The sequence below is a fragment of the Nonomuraea glycinis genome (assembly GCF_014646515.1).
GTDB classification, from domain to species: Bacteria; Actinomycetota; Actinomycetes; order Streptosporangiales; family Streptosporangiaceae; genus Nonomuraea; species Nonomuraea glycinis.
Genome location: NZ_BMNK01000021.1, coordinates 156,009 through 173,379, shown reverse-complemented (window position 1 = coordinate 173,379; position 17,371 = coordinate 156,009). Strand labels below are relative to the sequence as shown.

Genomic DNA, 17,371 nt, shown 5'->3' with positions numbered 1-17,371 from the left:
GCGGTGATCTGGTGAGCTGGGATGACCTGGCCTCGACGGCGTTGGTGGGGACTGATCGCAGGCCGTACCCCGGAGATCTGCTCGGCAGCGCGGCCGTTGAGGTGGTGCGGCGGCGGGCCGGGTGGCGGCCGGCCCGGCCGGGGGAGCCGGCGCGTGCGGCCGATGAGGAGCAGGACGCCGTCAGCAGGCGCGCGGCCGAGCGGCTGGTCAGGATCCTGGGCGGCGAGCACGAGAGGGTGCTGCCCGAGTGGCTGGCCGTCGCGGCCGGCGCCGGCCGGCGGGTGCCCGCCTACCTGCTGCCCGAGCTGCTGCATCGAGGCAGGCGCGACGACTCGATCCGGGCGGATCTCGGGGTGCTGGCGGGCCGTCGCGGCCGGTGGCTGGCCGAGCGTAACCCCGTGTGGGCGTACCTGCTGGAAGAGCCGACGGGGGAGACGTGGGAGCTGGGCAGGGCCGCGGACCGGCGCGACCACCTGCGCCGGCTCAGGGCGGCCGAGCCGGGCGAGGCGCGGCGGCTGCTGGAGAGCAGTTGGGAGCGGGAGACGCCCGAGGACCGGGCGGTGTTCGTGGAGGTGCTGGCCGAGGGGCTGTCGATCGACGACGAGCCGTTCCTGGAGTCGGCGCTGGACGACCGCAGACGCGAGGTGCGCCAGTGGGCCGCGAACCTGCTCACCCGGCTGCCCGCCTCGCGGCTGTCGCGGCGGATGGCGGAGCGGGCCAGGACCTGCCTGACCGTCGGGCCCGCCACGATCACCGTGGAAGCGCCGTCGAGCTGCGACAAGGCCATGGAGCGTGACGGCATCAGGCCCAAGACGCCGCGTGGCGTCGGGGAGCGGGCGTGGTGGCTGCAGCAGGTGATCGCCCGCGCGCCGCTGCAGATGTGGGGGGTGCCACCCGGCGAGATGCTGCGCAAGAAGATCCTCGACTGGGACAGCGAGGTGAAGACGGCCTGGGTGCGCGCGGCGGTGCTGCAGCGGGAGCCGGAGTGGGCGCGGGCGATGTTCGCCTGGGATCCCATCTCCGACCTGCTCGTGGCGCTCGGGCCGGAGGAGCAGCAGGCGCTGGCCGCCGACTTCACCAAGGAGCGCGACCCGGACAGCCAGTTGATCATGGTGCTGGGAGGCGTATCGCCGCGCTGGCAGGAGACGCTGGCCACCGCCGTGCTCCGCAAGATCATCCAGATGGCCACCACCCAGCCGTGGAACCTCGGCGAGCTGATCACGCTGGCGGGTGAGCGCATCGATCCGGCGCTCGCCGGCCTGGCGCAGGGCTTCTCGCCGGTCCCGCCCATCCAGCAGGTCGCCGCCCTCCTGCGTTTCCGAGCCGACATGATCAAGGAGCTTTCATGACCGTTCTGCGCCCCCACGCGGAAGACCAGTATGCCGACGAGTTGGCCCTGCTCGCCAAGGACGACGATCGTCCCAGGCCGCCGGGCTGGAAGCTGTCGCCGTGGGCGGTCACCACCTACATCCTGGGCGACGGCGACCGGATCTCCCCCAAGTACGTCGGCGCCCGGCGCATCGTCGAGGTCGCCGTCGCCACCCTGGCGACCGACCGGGCGCTGCTGCTGCTCGGCGTGCCGGGCACGGCGAAGACCTGGCTGTCGGAGCACCTCGCCGCCGCCGTCAGCGGCGACTCCACCCTGCTCGTGCAGGGGACGGCCGGCACCGCCGAAGAGGCCATCAGGTACGGCTGGAACTACGCCAGACTGCTGGCCGAGGGCCCGTCCATGGAGGCGCTGACCCCGTCGCCGGTGATGCGGGCGATGGCCGAAGGGCGGGTCGCGCGGGTGGAGGAGCTCACCCGGATGCCCTCCGACGTGCAGGACGCGCTGATCACGGTGCTGTCGGAGAAGACCCTGCCCATCCCGGAGCTCAACCGGGAGGTCCAGGCCGAGCGCGGCTTCAACGTGATCGCCACCGCCAACGACCGCGACCGGGGCGTGAACGAGCTGTCCAGCGCGCTGCGCCGCCGCTTCAACACCGTCGTGCTGCCGGTGCCCGCCACCGCCGAGGAGGAGGTGGACATCGTCTCCCGGCGTGTCACCCAGCTCGGCCGTTCGCTGGAGCTGCCGGAGACGAGCACCGGCCTGGCCGAGATCCGCCGGGTGGTGACGATCTTCCGCGAGCTGCGTTCCGGCGTGACCGAGGACGGCCGTACCAAGGTCAAGTCACCCAGCGGCACCCTGTCCACGGCCGAGGCCATCTCGGTCCTGACCAGCGGCATCGCCCTGGCGGCGCACTTCGGCGACGGCGTGCTGCGGCCGTCGGACGTGGCGTCGGGCATCGTCGGCGCGGTGGTGCAGGAGCCGGTGTCGGACCGGGTGGTGTGGCGCGAATACCTGGAGACGGTCGTCCGTGAGCGGTCCGACTGGCGTGAGTTCTACCGTGCCTGCCGCGAGGTGTCGTGAGCGTCTCGATCCTCGGCGTGCGCCACCATGGCCCCGGCTCGGCCCGGGCCGTGCGGGCCGAGCTCGCGCGCCTGCGCCCCGACGTGATCCTCATCGAGGGCCCGCCGGAGGCCAACGCGCTCGTCAGCCTCGCACCCGACCTGGAGCCGCCGGTCGCGCTGCTGGCCCACGTCCCGGGCACCTCGGCCGGCGCCGCCTTCTGGCCGTTCGCCACCTTCTCACCCGAGTGGCAGGCCATCCTGTACGGGGTCACGGCCGGCATTCCGGTACGTTTCTGCGACCTACCGGCTGCCCACACCCTGGCCGTGCCCCAGCCCGAGCCGGAGGCCACCGAGCCCCAGCCTCAGGATGGACCCGAAGCGGGGGAGTTGCGGGTCGATCCCATCGGGGCGCTGGCGCGGGCGGCCGGGCATGACGATCCCGAGCGGTGGTGGGAGGACGTCGTCGAGCATCGGGGCGACACGCCGTTCGAGGTGATCGCCGAGGCCATGGCCGTCGTCCGGGAGGGATACCGGCCGGACGAGCGGGAGGCCAGGCGTGAGGCGTACATGCGCAAGACACTCCGGGCGGCGCTCAAGGAGGGCTTCGAGCGGATCGTGGTCGTCTGCGGCGCCTGGCACGTGCCCGCGCTGACCGAGCCGATGCCCCCGGTGAAGGACGACAACGCGCTGCTGCGCGGGCTGCCCAAGGTGAAGGCCGAGCTGACCTGGGTGCCGTGGACGTACGGGCGGCTGGCGTGGTGGAGCGGTTATGGGGCGGGGATCACCTCGCCCGGCTGGTACGACCACCTGTTCGCGGCGGCGGACCGGCCGGTGGAGCGGTGGCTGGCGGGGGCGGCGGCCGCGCTCCGCGACGAGGGGCTGCCGGTGTCGCCGGCGCACGTCATCGAGTCGGTACGGCTGGCCAACAGCCTCGCCGGGCTGCGCGGGCGGCCGCTGGCCGGGCTGAGTGAGGTGACCGAGGCGGCCCGAGCGGTGCTCTGCGAGGGGGACGACCTGGCCGTCGAGCTGATCCAGCGGCGGATGGTGGTCGGCGACCGGCTCGGGCACGTCACCGACGGCACACCCATGGTTCCGCTGCAGCGGGACCTGCGGGATCAGCAGCGCAAGGTGCGGCTGCGGCCGGAGGCGCTCGATCGGGAGCTCGACCTGGACCTGCGCAAGCCGCTCGACCTGACCCGCAGTCATCTGCTGCACCGGTTGCGGCTGCTCGGCGTGGACTGGGGTGTGCCGGGCGTCTCGCGTGGCAAGGGCACGTTCCGGGAGACGTGGACGCTGTGCTGGCAGCCGGAGTTCGACCTGGCGCTCATCGAGCGCGCTGCCCTGGGCACCACGGTGTCCGGCGCGGCCACCCAGTACGCCCGCGACCTGGCCTCCGGGTCGCTGGCGGATCTGACCGCTCTGGTGGAGCGGTGTCTGCTGGCCGACCTGCCGGAGGCGCTGCCCGAGGTGCTGGCCGCCCTGTCGGCGCGGGCCGCGCTCGACACCGACGTCACGCAGCTGATGGCGGCGCTGCCGGCGATGGTCCGCGCCCATCGGTACGGGGATGTGCGCGGCACCTCGGCCGACGGGCTGGCGGTCATCGTGCACTCGATGGTGGACCGGATCTGCGTGGGCCTGCCCGTCTCGGTCACCGGCCTGGACGACGGCGCGGCGGCCGACCTGCTCGGCCATGTTGACGCCGTACACACCGCTGTCGCCCTGCTCGACGAGGGCGCAGGTCAGGCGCGGACGCCCGCACCGGCCCCAGACGAGGACGGGGGACAGGCGGGGACGGACGTGGTGCGGGGGGCCACGCCGCGTGGTCGGTGGCTGGTGACGTTGCGTGGCATCTGTGATCGGCAGGACCTGCACGGGCTCATCGAAGGGCGGCTGACCAGGATTCTGCTGGACGCGGGCGAGCTCGACGACGCCGGGGACCGGATGTCCAGGGCGATGTCCCGGGGGCAGACTCCGGTGAAGGCGGCGGCCTGGGTGGAGGGGTTCCTGTCGGGCGGCGGGCTGCTGCTGGTGCACGATCCCCGGCTGCTCGCCCTGGTGGACGAATGGCTGACCGGGCTCGGCGGCGACCAGTTCATCGAGGTGCTGCCGCTGCTCAGGCGTACGTTCGGCGGCTTCGCCGTACCGGAGCGCAGGGCCATCGGCGAGCGGGTCCGGTCGGGTGGAAGGCGTGCGGAGGCGGTCGAGGCGGAGCTGGACGAGCGGCGCGCGGCGGCCGCGGCGACGACGGTGCTGGCGATCTTGGGGAGAGCGCATGGATGAGCGGCTGCGCAGGTGGCGCATGGTGCTGGGCGGCGGCGAGGCGGACGGCACCGGGTGCGGGCTGCAGGGTGACGACGCGGCGATGGACAGCGCGCTGGCCGCCGTCTACGGAGAGCAGCAGGGCGGCGGGCAGGGCGGCAGAGGAGCCGGGCTCGGCGCGTCGGCGCCACGCGTGGCGAGGTGGCTGGGCGACATCAGGTCATATTTCCCGTCCACGGTCGTCCAGGTCATGCAGAAGGACGCCATCGAACGGCTGAACCTGACCAGGCTGCTGCTGGAGCCGGAGATGCTCGAGGCCGTGGAGCCGGACGTGCACCTGGTCGGCACGCTGCTCGCGCTCAACCGGGTGATGCCCGACCAGGCGCGCGAGTCCGCCCGGGCGGTGGTCCGCAAGGTGGTGCGGGACCTGGAGCGCAGGCTCGCCCAGAAGACCAGGACGGCCGTCACCGGCGCGCTCGATCGCTCCGCCCGCACCCACCGGCCCAAGCGGGTGGCCGACATCGACTGGGACCGGACGATCAGGGCGAACCTGAAGAACTACCTCCCGGAGAAGAACACCGTCGTGCCGTCGCGGCTCGTCGGATACGCGCGCAGGCAGCGGGCGGTCCAGCGGGAGGTGGTGCTCTGCATCGACCAGAGCGGGTCGATGGCGGCCTCGGTGGTGTATGCGAGCGTGTTCGGGGCGGTGCTGGCGTCGATGCGGTCGCTGAAGACGTCCCTGGTGGTGTTCGACACGGCGGTGGTGGACCTGACCGACCAGCTGCACGACCCGGTGGAGCTGCTCTTCGGCACCCAGCTCGGCGGCGGCACCGACATCAACCGGGCCATCGCGTACGGCCAGGGGCTCATCACCAGACCGGCGGAGTCCGTCTTCGTGCTGATCAGCGACCTGTACGAGGGCGGGGTCCGGCTGGAGATGCTGCGCAGGGTGGCCGCCATGACCCAGGCGGGGGTGCAGGTGATCGTGCTGCTGGCGCTCTCGGACGAGGGGGCGCCGTTCTACGACCACGAGAACGCCGCCGCCCTGGCCGCGCTGGGCGTGCCCGCGTTCGCCTGCACGCCCGACGCCTTCCCGGACCTGATGGCGGCGGCGATCGAACGCCGCGACATCACCCAATGGGCCGAGCGCCACCTCGGCGCGGGCTCCTGAAACTCGACGGTGGTGGTGCGGCGAATGGGCAGATTGTAGTCACACTCTCAGCCCCTTCAGCATCACGGCAAAGATCGGCGCCCCCGGCAGGGGGTTCCGCTTCTGCCCGACCTGTGTCCACCCCCATGTGCGGTACGCGGCCACGGCAGGCGCGGCCGCCGGCAACACGGTCAGCGTGGCCCGTTCTTCTGACCTGCCTGCCAGCAACGTGTCGTGGATGGTCTGGGCTACATGCCGGCGCCGCCACGGCGGGCGTACCAGCAACTCGACCAACGCCCAGGTGCGGCCTGGCCGTTCTGCCGTCAGGTCATCGGGCAATGGCGTGCGCAAGTTTCGCCACCACGGGGTTGTCGGCTGGAGGGTCACGCCGAAGCCGAAGCCGACAAGAGATCCGTGCTCACCGGCCGTCACCCGTGCGAATCCCTTTTGCCGGCGCTGCACGTCGAACCGTTCGCGGAACAGCGCGGCGTGTTCCGGCCCCCATGCGTAAGGGGACTCGGAGTACACCTCCGTGTAGAGGTCGGTCAGTTCGTTCAGGTGCTGGGCGGCTTCCTGGCCGTTCAGCGCCTGGTACTCAATCCCCGTGCCCAACCAGCTCACGCTCCCTCTGTGGCGCTGCCCTACGTAGGTAGTCGCGTAGCTCATCGTGAAATCCGGCGGCTTCGGAGCAATCCGGATGGCGAGCCAGCAGTTCGCCATCGAACCGGACCAGCCAATCCACCACCAACGACGAACGAACGGGCTCTGCGAGCCGCAAGGAGGTGCGCGCCACGGCCACCGATTCCACCGGCTCCCGCTGTGCCAATCGCACCTTGGCCAAGCGAATCTCGTCGAAGATGAGGCTGCGGGTATAGCCCTGATCTCGGCTTGAACGTGCGCTCAGCGTATGACTTTCGGCACGAGCCGCGTAGCGCCGCCAACGCTCTGGCACTGTGCTTCGCAGGGCCAGGTCTGTGAACGTGTTGGCCGCTAGGCAGTCCACTTCCGCCTGGTTCATGTAGTGCAGCCAGTCAGGGGGCGTGTCGCCTTGGGCTTCGGCCCAGACCTCGACGCAGGCATCGGCACTTCGAGCGGCGTTGCCGGCCTCCCGCTGCCCAAGCTGCGCGTAGGCTCTGGCTTCCAGTCCCAGCAGCTCAGCGCGTACCAGCTCATTCGCTCCGCGCGGCAGGCTGTAGAGCGCCGCACGCACCAAGCCCAAGCTGTCCTCGAAGGTACCGCGAGCAGTGGACAACTGGGTCATGTCGCCGATGATCTTTGCGCCGAGCGCAGGGGCGGCAGCTTCACGGCAGGCATGCAAGGCGAGCAGGTAGTAGCGCTGCGCCATGCCCGGCAACCCTTGGTCATAAGCCATCCAACCTGCCAGCTGTCCCAGCTCGGCAGTGATGAGGAACAGTCGTCGGGCGACCTCGGCAGGGTGGTGCTCAGTCAGGCTTTCGGTGACGGCGTTCAACTGGCCGACCACCGCCTTACGGCGCAGTTCGCCCGCCCCTGAGGCGTCCTATCGCCTGAACAGCATGACGGCCTGCTCCAGCTCGGCTACGTCGTCGTGTGTCGCATGGCCGCCCACCGGCGCTACCGGCAGGTTGGCGACCCATTGGCGTACGGGTTGCAGCAAAACCGAGCCGGCGAGCACTGCCAGCTCGGCGATCACCTGACGCCTGGAGACGATGTCGTAGGTAGAGAAGCCCTCCATGATCTTTACCGTTTGGCTGGGGGTCCCGGACCGCAGGCGCCACCTGGGACGAGATCGCCGTCGTACTGGACGTCAGTCCAGACACCGCGGCCCGCCGCCACCGCATTTGATCGCGGGGCCCGCGTGTCAACCCCGACGTTCGCTTAGACCGGGACCTGACCTTCGGCTGAGGCGGGTGGGGGAGTTTGTTTCTACGGTCACTCCCTATGCGAATGGAATTGCGACTACGACTGCTCATCACCGTAGCTCTCCTCGGCATCGGAGCGGCCGTTGTCGGCCTGCTGGCCCCCGGCGGGCTGGGGAACGCGGACCCGGTACGGGTCGTCGGCGGCGCCTCCGCCGACCTGTATCGGTGGGCCGTCGAAGTGGTGGGCGGAGCGACCGCGGAGATGGACGTCGCCTCCGACGGCGCTCTGGTGGTGCTTGGCCTGGTGGTGGCCTGGGTGGGCTTCGGGGCGTTGCGGCGGCGAGACGGGTTCGGAGTTGTGGGAGTCGTCCTGATCGGGGTGGGGACCGTGGTGGCCTATGCCGTCAGTGAGGGGTTGAAGCTGGTGGTGGATGAAGAGCGGCCCTGCCGGGTGGTCGCGGTGCTGGCGGACTGCCCGCCATCCGGGGACTGGGCGTTTCCAAGCAATCACGCCACCCTGGCCGCAGGGCTAGGGATCGGGGTCGCTGTGCTGCGGCCGCGGCTGGCTCTGCTAACGGTGCCGTTCGCCGTGGTGGCGGGGGTGCTGCGGGTGCTGGCCGGGGAGCATTACCCGCACGACGTGCTGGCGGGCGGGGTGCTCGGCGCGTGTGTCGTGACAGCGGTGCTGCTGGTGCTCGCCCTACCGGCCTCACAGGTGTTCGGCAAGCAGGCCCGCCTCATGGGCGACCACCGCCGCGGCCGCCCGGTTGTCCACGCCCAGCCGGGCCAGGATCGAGCTGACGTGCGCCTTGACCGTACCCTCGGTCACCCGGAGCCGGCGGCCGATCTGCCGGTTGGAAAGGCCGGCGGCGAGGAGAGCCAGCACCTCGCGTTCCCTGGCGGTCAGCGCGTCCACCCGTCCGCGGGCGGCGGCTCGGCGCCCGGCCAGGGGCCCGGCGCCCGCCGCGAGGTGCGCGACGACCCGGGCCGCGACCTTCGGTGACAAGTACGCCGCCCCGTCCGCTACCGCCCGAACCCCCGCGATCAGCTCTTCCGGCTCTCCCGACTTGATCAGGAATCCCATGGCGCCCGAGCCGAGCGCACGCAGAATGTAGTCATCCTGCCCGAACGTCGTCAGCATCACGACCGCCGTGCCGAGAACCGTCCTGCGGATCTCGGCCGCCGCCTCGATGCCGTCGCGGACCGGCATGCGGATGTCCAATACGGCGACGTGCGGGCGATGGGCCCTGGCCAACTCCACGGCCTCGTCGCCGCACGCGGCCTCGGCGACAACGTCGATGGCCGGGTCGGTGGACAGAATCGCCCGTACGCCCGCCCTGACCAGCGACTCGTCGTCGGCCACCAGCACCCGGATCATCTGGCGACCAGTGCGTCCGCTGACACCAGGCGGCCCGCCGCGAAGCACAGGCGATAGGTGTCACCGTAGCGGTCGTTGAGGAGATCGGTGCTCATCGCGTAGAACTCGCATCCGGGGTCGGTGGCGGGCGGTCGCCGGGGAGCCTGCCGCGGTGGGAGCAGCAGCTCCGTGCGGGCCTGGCCCGGTCGCAGAACGGCGTAGTCCTCGGCGGTCAGCACGGCCCGCTGGGTCTCCAGCATCTCCCACGTCCGCAGAACGCCGCCAGTCAGCACAGCCGTCATCAAGGGGAGCATGAGGGCGACGGCAAGGGTGCGGCCGACGCTCCGCCGGACTCGCCGCCGTTCGTGGCGCACGCTCGGGCGGGTGAAGCGGCTCACGTCGTGGGGGAGCCGGGCTTCGACGGTGAACCCGCTGTCGTCCCCGGCAGGCCCGTAGGTCAGGACGCCGCCCGCCCGCCGGACCCGCTCATTCAGACCGATGAGCCCATGACCACCACTCCCGACGTCGGGCAGGGGGCCGCGTTCCGATCCCGGATCGTTCTTGACCACGACATGCGTCTCTGTCCGCGAGTGGGCGACGTGGACGGTCACGGGGGTTCCGGGGGCGTGTTTGGCGGCGTTGGTCAGCCCTTCCTGAACCACCCGGTAGGCCGCCGCCGGCATCCCGCAGATATCGCCGTCCACCTGCAGCGTGACCGGGAGACCGGCCGCCGACGCGGCCCTCACCAGACCTTCGACACCGTCAGGGGCCTGCAGGGAGCCGTGTTCGCGGAGGACGCCGACGATCTCGCCGAGCCGGTCCACCGCACTCTCCGCCCGTACCCTGATGTCCTGAGCGCGCGCCCGGTACGGTTCCGGCAGGCCAGGGGCCAGCTTCAGAGCGCCGGCCGTCAGGGCGATCAGGCTGAGCTCGTGGCCCAGTTCGTCGTGCATGTCGTGGGCGATCCGGTTCCGCTCCCGCAGGCGCGCCTGCTCGGCCACCAGCTGCTGCTCGCGTTCCAGATGCTCGGCCCGCTCCCACCCGACCCGTACGAGCTCCTGGTACTGTCGCCAGAACCGCCCCCCGAACCACGGCATCATGGCCGCCCCCACCACCACGGCGATGTAGCGCTCGCCCAGAACCAACCACACCGGCACCACGCACACGGCCACAACCCCGACCGCGAGCATCGCCACCAGCGCGAACACCGCCGTTCGCGGCCGCCCAGGCAGTAGCCCCGCCGTGAACGAGGCCACCACGGTCACCACAGCGCACCAGGCCGAGCCGACACTCAGCCCAGCGCTCACCACAGCCGTCATCAGGAACCACGCCGATACAGATTTCACAGACCTGCACGATAGAGCCGCCCCCCACCTCACCACCTCGGCCGAAGGTCTGAAAGACCGCTCAGTGAAGAAGGACCGGCAAGGACTCCTGACCCGTCAGTCTCGCGATGCAGCGGTAGAAGCGCTGTCAATTTCCGCGCCAGTTCGGCACTGGCCCAACCCACAGCGTGACCACCAGCACCCATAAGGCCACGACCACCACACTCACCTGACGCCGAAGACGTCACCGGGGCTTTCCCGGCGTGCGGAACCGGCTTTCGCGGGGCGGCGGTGGGCTCTCCCACCGCCGGAGGGTATCGGCGAGCTGAGCCAGTCTCCACGCGGTGGAACCGAAGTCATCTCTCGATGCCGGGTGATCAGGCGTATTCCCGTCGTATTCCACGCTGCTGCCGACGCGTGCAACGATCACTGCGGTGAACCTCGGGCCGCCGGAATCGCTCGTGTCAGCAGGGATTTCGAGCATGGCGAAGCCTCGTCGGAGGCCGTGTTCCACTCCGCTGGCATCAGGCGCTCCGGAGGGCTGATCTCCGTCCGAGAGAAGGAACGATGAACGTGCTCAGAACGGTCACCGTCGGCGTCGCTGTCGCGGTGGCGAGCGTCATTCTCGCGCAACCGGCCTTGGCGGCGAGTTTTCAACGGGACGTCGGAGACGGGATCGTCCGTTACGCCGACCCCGCCAACGAGCTGTGCGTCCGGGCGGATGACACCACAGGGACAGCCTGGGTGGAGGTCACCCTGACCCGCCCGGGCGTGGTCGGAAAGCCCATCGTCATCAGAGACGACAACATCCGGCACCCCGGCGCCACCTGTGCGGTGCTCCCCGGCTTCGAAGACGTCACCTACCGGGCCGATTACGAGAGCTACTGGAGCGGGCGAGACACCGTCCTGCGCGGGACGTTCACCTTCAAGACCTGACACTCAGGCAGGACCCCCGAACCATCGATCGCCGTTCTCGTCGCGATCCGCCACGAGGCGACACCTCGCACATCTCCCCCCGCCGGCCACGCCGAAGCGCTGAAGTGCACGCCCCAAGGCCAACCGAAACATCTCTTGCTGGAGGACTGTTGAAGACACGCATTTTGGGCGCCGTGATGGGCATCGCAGCGTTGAGCGGGCTGCTGGTGCCAATCCCGGCGCAGGCGAAAGACGGAGTGTCCTCCGCCAGCACGAACGTCCCGGGCAGCCGCTACGGTGGCGGGTCCGTCCGGACGACCGTCGACTTCGTCAACCGGAAGAAGGTCGTCTTTCGGAACTTCACGGTGCGCGACCTCTGTCCCGGCGACAACCTTCCGGTGCGAGCCCAGATTGTCTGGACGCACACCGACGGAACCACCGGGAGAAGCGCCTGGAGGAAGGACACCAACGGCTGCGGCGACCACGGCACCAACTTCGGAAACATCACCCGCACCGGCACCAAGCCCATAGCGAAGGTCCACCTGAAGGTGCAGGTCTACGCCCGATCAGGCGGGATCCGGGCTTTCGCCTACAGCGCAGACCGAGACAACCAGTACACCTGAGCCGCTGACGCTCAGGCTTTCAGCGCTCGGCCTCGCCGTTGGAGGAGAAGGCGAGGCCGTCGATGATCCGGACGCCGTGGCCGAGCCGGTCGGCACCACACCACTGGATCGCCTGCCGGATCAATGGCAGGCGCGTCCGAGCCGAGCTCTTCGACGACGGTGGCGGTGACCAGGAAGGTCGCGTCGCATTCCCTGACCTGATGGCGGCGGCGATCGAACGCCGCGACATCACCCAGTGGGCCGAACGCCACCTCGGCGCGAGCTCCTGAGCGTCGGTGGTTCCGTGAACTCCATCAGCCTGGGGAGCCGCGGGGAACGGCTCCGGAAGGCGCTGCTCGGGGGGCGAATGGGGGGAGCGGCACCGTGCCGCGATGAGTTTTGGCCGGGTCGCGGGTCTGTTCTGATGACCGCCACAGGGCGATGACCGATGGAGGGCGTCGTACGACGTCGCCTGGCACGAGACACCACGGAGGACACCATGACGACCGCGCCGAATGACCCGGCCACCGCGCCGCACGGCCGCCCGCCCGTCGTCGACCTGGCCACCTGGCAGGCCGCCCGTGACGAGCTTCTGGTCCGGGAGAAGGCGCACACGCGCGAGGGCGACGCCCTGGCCGCGGCCCGCCGCCGGCTGCCGATGGTGGAGCTCGACGGGACGGTCGAGGTGGTCGGCCCCGATGGGCCGGTCCCGTTCCTGGACCTGTTCCAGGGCCGCGACGAGCTCGTGGTCTACCAGCACATGTGGTACGACGGCGCGCCGCACCAGGGGCAGTGCGAGGGCTGCACCACTACGGCCTGGCACCTGAAGGACGCCGTCTACCTCAACGCCCGCGGCGTCTCGTTCGCCATCGTGACCACGGGGCGGTGGGACGAGGTGGCCTCCTACGTGGAGTTCATGGGTTACACCCAGCCCTGGTACTCGGTGCGCGACGTGGACATGCCGGTCGGCATGGGTCACCTGACCTGCTTCCTGCGCGACGGGGACCGCGTGTTCCTCACCTACTCCACGACGGGCCGGGGCAACGAGCGGGTCAACGGGTCCATGGCCCTGCTCGACATGACGCCCTACGGCCGTGGCGAGGCGTGGGAGGACAACCCGGAGGGCCGGCCCGCAGGGGGCAGCTCGTGCTGGTCCTGGCGCTCGGACGCGGACGGGAACGCCACGTGGGGCCCGACCAGCCGCCCCGTGCCGCAGTGGACTCGCCCCGGCGCGACCCCTGTGGAGACCCTCGGCCGACGCGGCCACCACCACTGACGGCGCCCGCCTCGATCTCTGCCGGAGGATGAGGACTCCTCACCGGAGATCGAGGCCGCCGTTCGCGACCGGCCGGGACGTCCGCGGTTGTGGTGATGGTCAGCGGTGGGTGGCGTGCTTGTCGGCGAAGTCCCAGATGGGGGCGAGGGCGAGGGCGGGGGTTTCCAGTTGCGGCAGGTGGCCGGTGCCGGACAGGGGGTGGTAGGTCGAGCCGGGGATGGCCGCGGCGTAGGCCCGGCCGTAGCCGGGGTCGACGACGCGGTCGCTCTGGCCCCACAGCACCAAGGTGGGCACCGTGACCGCGGCGAGCCGGGCGGCCAGGGTGGGGTCGGTCATGTTTCTGCCCGCGTAGACGGCGATGGCCTGCCGGTTGGTGGCCAGGACCGCCTTCTGGGCGTCGCTGAAGCCGGTGGGGTCGAGCCGGAAGCGTGACGGGTCGTCGTAGGACAGGTCCGTCAGCTGGTCCAGGGTGAGGGAGAAGAAGTCCGCGACCGGGTGGTCCGGGACGACCAGGCCCACGGCGTTGACGATCACGATGCTGGAGACGCGCGGGCTGGCCAGAAGGGCGATCTCGGCGGCGACCCAGCCGCCGATGGAGTTGCCGACGACGGTGACGTCGCGCAGGTCGAGCTGTTCGAGCAGGGCGACGTAGAGGCCGGCCAGGGCGCGGACGTCGGCGAGGTCATCGGGGCGGGGGGTGGCGTTGAAGCCGGGGTTGGTGGGAACCAGGGCGCGGGCCGGCCGGTTGTGGGCCAGGTAGGTCGCGAACGGCAGGACGGAAGCGGGTCCTGCGCCGCCGTGCAGCAGCAGGAACGGGTGACCGGCGGCGCCGACCTCGTCGACGGTGAGCTCGACCGGGGTGGTGGAGCTGGGGCGGGTGACGGTGTGCGTGGTGGTGGACATGATGTCTCCTTCGGCCGGTTGACAGGGGTGGCGGGGGGAGAAGGCCGGCCGTTGCGGGAGAACCACTGTCACCGCCATTAAGGAACCTTAGAACAGAATCCTTATATAAACAAGCTTATATAAGCGTCCCGAGGTTGCGCTAAGCTACGGGTATGGCTCGCTCTGTTCAGGAGGTCGGGTTGTTCGTCAAGCGCGTCCAGCACCGCCACCACCGTGCCCTGACCGCCGCCCTCGCCGACCTCGGGGTGTCCCTCGTGCAGTGGGACACCCTGCGCCACCTGCACCAGAACCCCGACGCATCACTGCACGACCTGGCGCAACTGACCTTCCAGACCGACCAGTCGTTCGGCACCCTCGCCGCGCGAATGGTCGATCGCGGGCTCATCGAGCGCGTGCCCGCGCCCGGACGGGCGGTCCGGCACAGCATCACCGACAAGGGCGAGGCGATCCGCAGCGAAGGCCACCGGCGCGTCACCGCCGTGTTCGAACGCTCCCTCGCCGGCCTGACCACCGACCAGCTGGACCAGCTGGGAACGCTGCTCGCACTCGTGCTCGGGGAAGAGCGAGCGCTCTCGGCGTGAGCCCACCCGGGAGTCGGAGGAGCAACGCGCGCTCCTGCTTGTCTCAGGAGCGCGCGTCGCGGGTGGCCGTCAGGTCAGTCGACGCAGATGGCGAAGACGCTGATGCCGACGTCGTTGTAGCCGATCTGGCGTCCGATGCCGATCCAGCCGCGCCCGTCGTCGGTGGGGAAAGAGCCGACGAGGATGGCGCCGTTGCCGCGCGCCTCGGCACCGCCGCCGAGGACCCGCTTGGAGCCGGGGCAGTAGAGGGTTCGCCGCTGGAAGTTGGGCACGTTCGCGTTGGACAGGGTGACGAGCTGGTAGCCGGGTGGGACGGCGGTGGCGCCGGCCGCGGTGGTCGCGCTCGTGACGGTGGCGGTCGCGGGGGTCGCGGCGGCCAGGCAGGTGGCGGCGGCGGCGAGGGCGGTGAGGGCTGCTCGGGTGAGCTTCATCGTGCTCCGTTCTGTCTGCGTCCCGGTACACGGCGCACCGGCGCGGGGGAGAAGGTCCGGGACGACGATCTGGGAGATACACGAGCAGTATTGACTCAATTACGGAGCGTGTCGATAGGAAATCGTGTTCGGAGTGTGGTCGTTCGGTCGCTCATTGTGCCAGCCCTCCGCGGCCCTCCCTGATCGGTGAACCGCGGGCCGGTCCTCAAGCGGGCAGGCACAGGCCCGTGGACGCGGAGAAGAGGCGGCCCTTGCCCGGCACGATCCGCAGGCGGACCCGATCGCCCTTGGCGGGTGGCGCGTTGGGGTCGACGCGGGCGATGACGGTCTGTTCGAGGAGTCGCGGATCGGTCGTGTCGGCGTACTGGCCGTACAGGAAGGCGTCCGAGCCGAGTTCTTCGACGACGGTGGCGGTGACCAGGAAGGTCGCGTCGTCCTGGTCGCCGTCGCCGACCATGGTGACGTCCTCGGGGCGGAAGCCCAGGATGACCCGGTCGCTGCCCTCCTCCTTGAGGGCCTTGAGCGTCTCGCGGGTCAGCCGTACCCGCGCTCCGCCGAAGACCACCTCGTCGCCTTCCACGCGGTACTCGCCCAGGTTCATCGACGGGGAGCCGATGAAGCCGGCGACGAAGACGTTGGCCGGATGCTGGTACAGGCCCAGCGGCGTGTCCACCTGCTGCAGGATCCCGTCCTTGAGCACGGCGACCCGGTCGCCCATCGTCATGGCCTCGACCTGGTCGTGGGTCACGTACACCGTCGTCACGCCGAGCCGGTGCTGCAGGTCGGCGATCTGCGTGCGGGTCTGCACGCGCAGCTTGGCGTCCAGGTTGGACAGTGGCTCGTCCATGAGGAACACCTGCGGTTCGCGGACGATCGCCCGCCCCATGGCCACGCGCTGCCGCTGCCCGCCGGACAGCGCCTTCGGCTTGCGGTCGAGGAACTCCTCCAGGTCCAGCAGCCGGGCGGCCTCCAGGACCCGGCGGTCGCGCTCGTCCTTGGAGACCTTCATCACCCGCAGCGCGAAGCCCATGTTGTCGGCCACCGACATGTGCGGATAGAGCGCGTAGTTCTGGAACACCATCGCGATGTCCCGGTCACGCGGCGGCAGGTGGGTGACGTCGCGGTCGCCGATGGCGATCCGGCCGCCGTCGACCCGTTCCAGCCCGGCGAGCATGCGCAGGGAGGTGGACTTCCCGCAGCCGGACGGGCCGACGAGCACCAGGAACTCGCCGTCGGCGATGTCGAGGTCCAGGGCGTCCACCGCGGGTTGCGTGGACCCGGGGTAGATGCGGGTCGCCTCGTCGTAGAGAACTCTGGACATGCCATCACTCCTGTGGCCGTACGACTGCCTTGACCAGGGCGGGATCGCGGGTGCCGGCGGTGAGAGCCTGCTCGGCCTCGGCCAGGCCGTAGTGCCCGGTGACCAGGGCGTCCAGCTCGACGCGTCCCGAGGCGGCCAGCTCGATGGCCCGCGGCCAGGTGTTGGCGTAGCGGAAGGTGCCCGTCACCTCGAGCTCGTGAGCCTGTACGTGGGTCAGCGGCAGCGGGATCTCGTCCCCGCCCATGCCGATGAGGACGATCCGCCCGGCCCGTCCCACCGCCCGGATGGCCTGTCCGGCGGCGGCCGGATGGCCCGAGCACTCCAGCAGCACGTCGGGGTCGAACGCGGCGTCGAGCAGGCGGTCCGCGCGCGGGTCGAGGGTCGCGCTCGCGCCCAGGTCGCGGGCCAGCCCGAGCCGGACGGGGTTGACGTCGGTGACCATGACGTCGGTGGCGCCGAAGGCCCGCGCGGCCTGCAGGCAGAGCAGCCCGACCGGGCCCGCGCCGGTGACGAGCACCCGGCTGCCCGGCCCGGCCCGCGCCTTGCCGCAAGCCCACACGGCCACCGACAGTGGCTCGATCAGCGCGGCGGCGTCATCGGACAGATCATCCGGTACGGGGTAGGCGAACTCCTCGTGAACGGTCACGTACTCGCAGAAGGCCCCGTCGACCGGAGGCGTGCCGAAGAACCGCATCCGGGGACAGAGGTTGTACCGCCCGGCGCGGCACTGCCGGCAGGTGAAGTCCGGCACCCCCGGCTCCAGCGAGACGCGCTGCCCCGGGCGGTGCCGGTGGGCGTCGGACCCTGCGCCGACCACGGTCCCGGACGGCTCGTGGCCGAGCACCAGCGGCGACTCCACCACGAAGTCGCCGATCCGCCCGTGCTCGTAGTAGTGCACGTCCGAGCCGCAGGTCCCGACCGACGCCACCTCCACGAGCACCTCCGCGGGACCGGGCTCGGGCCGCGGCCGCTCCTCCAGCGCGATCTTTCCCACCCCGTGCAGCACGGCAGCCCGCATG

General features: G+C 70.8%; 18 protein-coding genes and 2 pseudogenes. 10 read left to right on the top strand and 10 right to left on the bottom strand.

Features of this window, described 5'->3' with window-relative positions; genetic code table 11:
• Positions 1-11 precede the first annotated feature (11 nt).
• From IEY87_RS40090 to IEY87_RS40075, 4 genes are read left to right on the top strand one after another with little or no spacing between them, the layout of a single operon-like run.
• Positions 12-1,349 carry a DUF5691 domain-containing protein gene (locus IEY87_RS40090; RefSeq protein ID WP_225277633.1) on the top strand — a complete coding sequence of 446 codons (1,338 nt, stop codon included), beginning with the start codon at positions 12-14 and terminating at the stop codon, positions 1,347-1,349.
• Positions 1,346-2,410 carry an ATP-binding protein gene (locus IEY87_RS40085; RefSeq protein ID WP_189144093.1) on the top strand — a complete coding sequence of 355 codons (1,065 nt, stop codon included), beginning with the start codon at positions 1,346-1,348 and terminating at the stop codon, positions 2,408-2,410. The genes IEY87_RS40090 and IEY87_RS40085 overlap by 4 nt, the downstream gene beginning before the upstream one ends.
• Complete coding sequence (locus tag IEY87_RS40080) at positions 2,407-4,671, top strand: DUF5682 family protein (protein WP_189144092.1); 2,265 nt, start codon at positions 2,407-2,409, stop codon at positions 4,669-4,671. The genes IEY87_RS40085 and IEY87_RS40080 overlap by 4 nt, the downstream gene beginning before the upstream one ends.
• A complete protein-coding gene (locus IEY87_RS40075; RefSeq protein ID WP_189144091.1) occupies positions 4,664-5,821 on the top strand; it encodes a VWA domain-containing protein in 1,158 nt (385 codons plus the stop codon). Before IEY87_RS40080 ends, IEY87_RS40075 begins: the two co-directional genes overlap by 8 nt.
• 39 nt (positions 5,822-5,860) lie before the next feature.
• Here IEY87_RS40075 and IEY87_RS40070 read toward each other — a convergent pair whose 3' ends face one another.
• From IEY87_RS40070 to IEY87_RS46370, 4 genes and pseudogenes are all read right to left on the bottom strand, one after another.
• Positions 5,861-6,421 (bottom strand): GNAT family N-acetyltransferase, encoded by a 561-nt coding sequence (locus tag IEY87_RS40070; RefSeq protein WP_225277632.1) that lies wholly within the window; start codon positions 6,419-6,421, stop codon positions 5,861-5,863.
• Positions 6,396-7,304 (bottom strand): annotated as a pseudogene (locus tag IEY87_RS40065) (NsdA family TPR-like regulatory protein); the annotation flags it as partial. The pseudogene IEY87_RS40065 and the gene IEY87_RS40070, both read right to left, overlap by 26 nt.
• 15 nt (positions 7,305-7,319) lie before the next feature.
• Positions 7,320-7,514 (bottom strand): hypothetical protein, encoded by a 195-nt coding sequence (locus IEY87_RS40060; RefSeq protein WP_189144089.1) that lies wholly within the window; start codon positions 7,512-7,514, stop codon positions 7,320-7,322.
• Between the two features lie 224 nt (positions 7,515-7,738).
• A complete protein-coding gene (locus IEY87_RS46370; protein ID WP_229699448.1) occupies positions 7,739-8,152 on the bottom strand; it encodes a hypothetical protein in 414 nt (137 codons plus the stop codon).
• Here IEY87_RS46370 and IEY87_RS47350 point away from each other — a divergent pair.
• Positions 8,066-8,272, top strand: a pseudogene (locus IEY87_RS47350) (phosphatase PAP2 family protein); the annotation flags it as partial. The gene IEY87_RS46370 and the pseudogene IEY87_RS47350 overlap by 87 nt on opposite strands.
• Positions 8,273-8,350: 78 nt before the next feature.
• On the opposite strand, the gene IEY87_RS40050 reads toward IEY87_RS47350, so the two are convergent.
• Positions 8,351-9,019, bottom strand: coding sequence for a response regulator (locus tag IEY87_RS40050; protein ID WP_189144088.1), 669 nt, complete (start codon positions 9,017-9,019; stop codon positions 8,351-8,353).
• A complete protein-coding gene (locus tag IEY87_RS40045; RefSeq protein ID WP_225277631.1) occupies positions 9,016-10,344 on the bottom strand; it encodes a sensor histidine kinase in 1,329 nt (442 codons plus the stop codon). The genes IEY87_RS40050 and IEY87_RS40045 overlap by 4 nt, the downstream gene beginning before the upstream one ends.
• Positions 10,345-10,890: 546 nt before the next feature.
• Here IEY87_RS40045 and IEY87_RS40040 point away from each other — a divergent pair.
• The 4 genes from IEY87_RS40040 (at position 10,891) to IEY87_RS40025 (ending at position 13,116) form a co-directional block, all read left to right on the top strand.
• Positions 10,891-11,259: a hypothetical protein gene (locus IEY87_RS40040; protein ID WP_189144087.1), complete on the top strand. Its 369-nt coding sequence runs from the start codon at positions 10,891-10,893 to the stop codon at positions 11,257-11,259.
• 149 nt (positions 11,260-11,408) lie between these two features.
• On the top strand, positions 11,409-11,861 hold the full coding sequence (locus IEY87_RS40035) for a hypothetical protein (RefSeq protein ID WP_189144086.1): 453 nt from the start codon (positions 11,409-11,411) through the stop codon (positions 11,859-11,861).
• 62 nt (positions 11,862-11,923) lie between these two features.
• On the top strand, positions 11,924-12,130 hold the full coding sequence (locus tag IEY87_RS40030) for a hypothetical protein (protein WP_189144085.1): 207 nt from the start codon (positions 11,924-11,926) through the stop codon (positions 12,128-12,130).
• Positions 12,131-12,339: 209 nt separating this feature from the next.
• On the top strand, positions 12,340-13,116 hold the full coding sequence (locus IEY87_RS40025; RefSeq protein ID WP_189144084.1) for a DUF899 family protein: 777 nt from the start codon (positions 12,340-12,342) through the stop codon (positions 13,114-13,116).
• 99 nt (positions 13,117-13,215) lie between these two features.
• On the opposite strand, the gene IEY87_RS40020 is transcribed toward IEY87_RS40025, so the two are convergent.
• Entirely contained in the window at positions 13,216-14,019 is an 804-nt protein-coding gene (locus IEY87_RS40020) for an alpha/beta fold hydrolase (RefSeq protein ID WP_189144083.1), read from the bottom strand.
• Positions 14,020-14,171: 152 nt separating this feature from the next.
• Here IEY87_RS40020 and IEY87_RS40015 point away from each other — a divergent pair, with 152 nt between their 5' ends.
• A complete protein-coding gene (locus IEY87_RS40015; RefSeq protein ID WP_189144082.1) occupies positions 14,172-14,600 on the top strand; it encodes a MarR family winged helix-turn-helix transcriptional regulator in 429 nt (142 codons plus the stop codon).
• Positions 14,601-14,674: 74 nt separating this feature from the next.
• Here IEY87_RS40015 and IEY87_RS40010 read toward each other — a convergent pair whose 3' ends face one another.
• From IEY87_RS40010 to IEY87_RS40000, 3 genes are all read right to left on the bottom strand, one after another.
• Positions 14,675-15,031, bottom strand: coding sequence for a hypothetical protein (locus IEY87_RS40010; RefSeq protein WP_189144081.1), 357 nt, complete (start codon positions 15,029-15,031; stop codon positions 14,675-14,677).
• Positions 15,032-15,236: 205 nt separating this feature from the next.
• Positions 15,237-16,352 carry an ABC transporter ATP-binding protein gene (locus tag IEY87_RS40005; protein WP_189144080.1) on the bottom strand — a complete coding sequence of 372 codons (1,116 nt, stop codon included), beginning with the start codon at positions 16,350-16,352 and terminating at the stop codon, positions 15,237-15,239.
• A gap of 4 nt (positions 16,353-16,356) precedes the next feature.
• The gene (locus IEY87_RS40000; protein ID WP_189144079.1) at positions 16,357-17,370 is read right to left on the bottom strand and encodes an NAD(P)-dependent alcohol dehydrogenase; all 1,014 of its coding nucleotides are present in this window, start codon (positions 17,368-17,370) and stop codon (positions 16,357-16,359) included.
• Position 17,371: the final 1 nt, after the last annotated feature.

What these genes read in the sequence shown, in the direction of transcription:
- IEY87_RS40075 (WP_189144091.1), top strand. Translation starts at nt 4,664, where the DNA reads ATGGATGAGCGGCTGCGCAGGTGGCGCATGGTGCTGGGCGGCGGCGAG.
- IEY87_RS40060 (WP_189144089.1), bottom strand. Translation starts at nt 7,514, where the DNA reads ATGGAGGGCTTCTCTACCTACGACATCGTCTCCAGGCGTCAGGTGATC.
- IEY87_RS40040 (WP_189144087.1), top strand. Translation starts at nt 10,891, where the DNA reads ATGAACGTGCTCAGAACGGTCACCGTCGGCGTCGCTGTCGCGGTGGCG.
- IEY87_RS40030 (WP_189144085.1), top strand. Translation starts at nt 11,924, where the DNA reads ATGATCCGGACGCCGTGGCCGAGCCGGTCGGCACCACACCACTGGATC.
- IEY87_RS40020 (WP_189144083.1), bottom strand. Translation starts at nt 14,019, where the DNA reads ATGTCCACCACCACGCACACCGTCACCCGCCCCAGCTCCACCACCCCG.
- IEY87_RS40050 (WP_189144088.1), bottom strand. Translation starts at nt 9,019, where the DNA reads ATGATCCGGGTGCTGGTGGCCGACGACGAGTCGCTGGTCAGGGCGGGC.
- IEY87_RS40005 (WP_189144080.1), bottom strand. Translation starts at nt 16,352, where the DNA reads ATGTCCAGAGTTCTCTACGACGAGGCGACCCGCATCTACCCCGGGTCC.
- IEY87_RS40015 (WP_189144082.1), top strand. Translation starts at nt 14,172, where the DNA reads ATGGCTCGCTCTGTTCAGGAGGTCGGGTTGTTCGTCAAGCGCGTCCAG.
- IEY87_RS40025 (WP_189144084.1), top strand. Translation starts at nt 12,340, where the DNA reads ATGACGACCGCGCCGAATGACCCGGCCACCGCGCCGCACGGCCGCCCG.
- IEY87_RS40085 (WP_189144093.1), top strand. Translation starts at nt 1,346, where the DNA reads ATGACCGTTCTGCGCCCCCACGCGGAAGACCAGTATGCCGACGAGTTG.
- IEY87_RS40010 (WP_189144081.1), bottom strand. Translation starts at nt 15,031, where the DNA reads ATGAAGCTCACCCGAGCAGCCCTCACCGCCCTCGCCGCCGCCGCCACC.
- IEY87_RS40000 (WP_189144079.1), bottom strand. Translation starts at nt 17,370, where the DNA reads ATGCGGGCTGCCGTGCTGCACGGGGTGGGAAAGATCGCGCTGGAGGAG.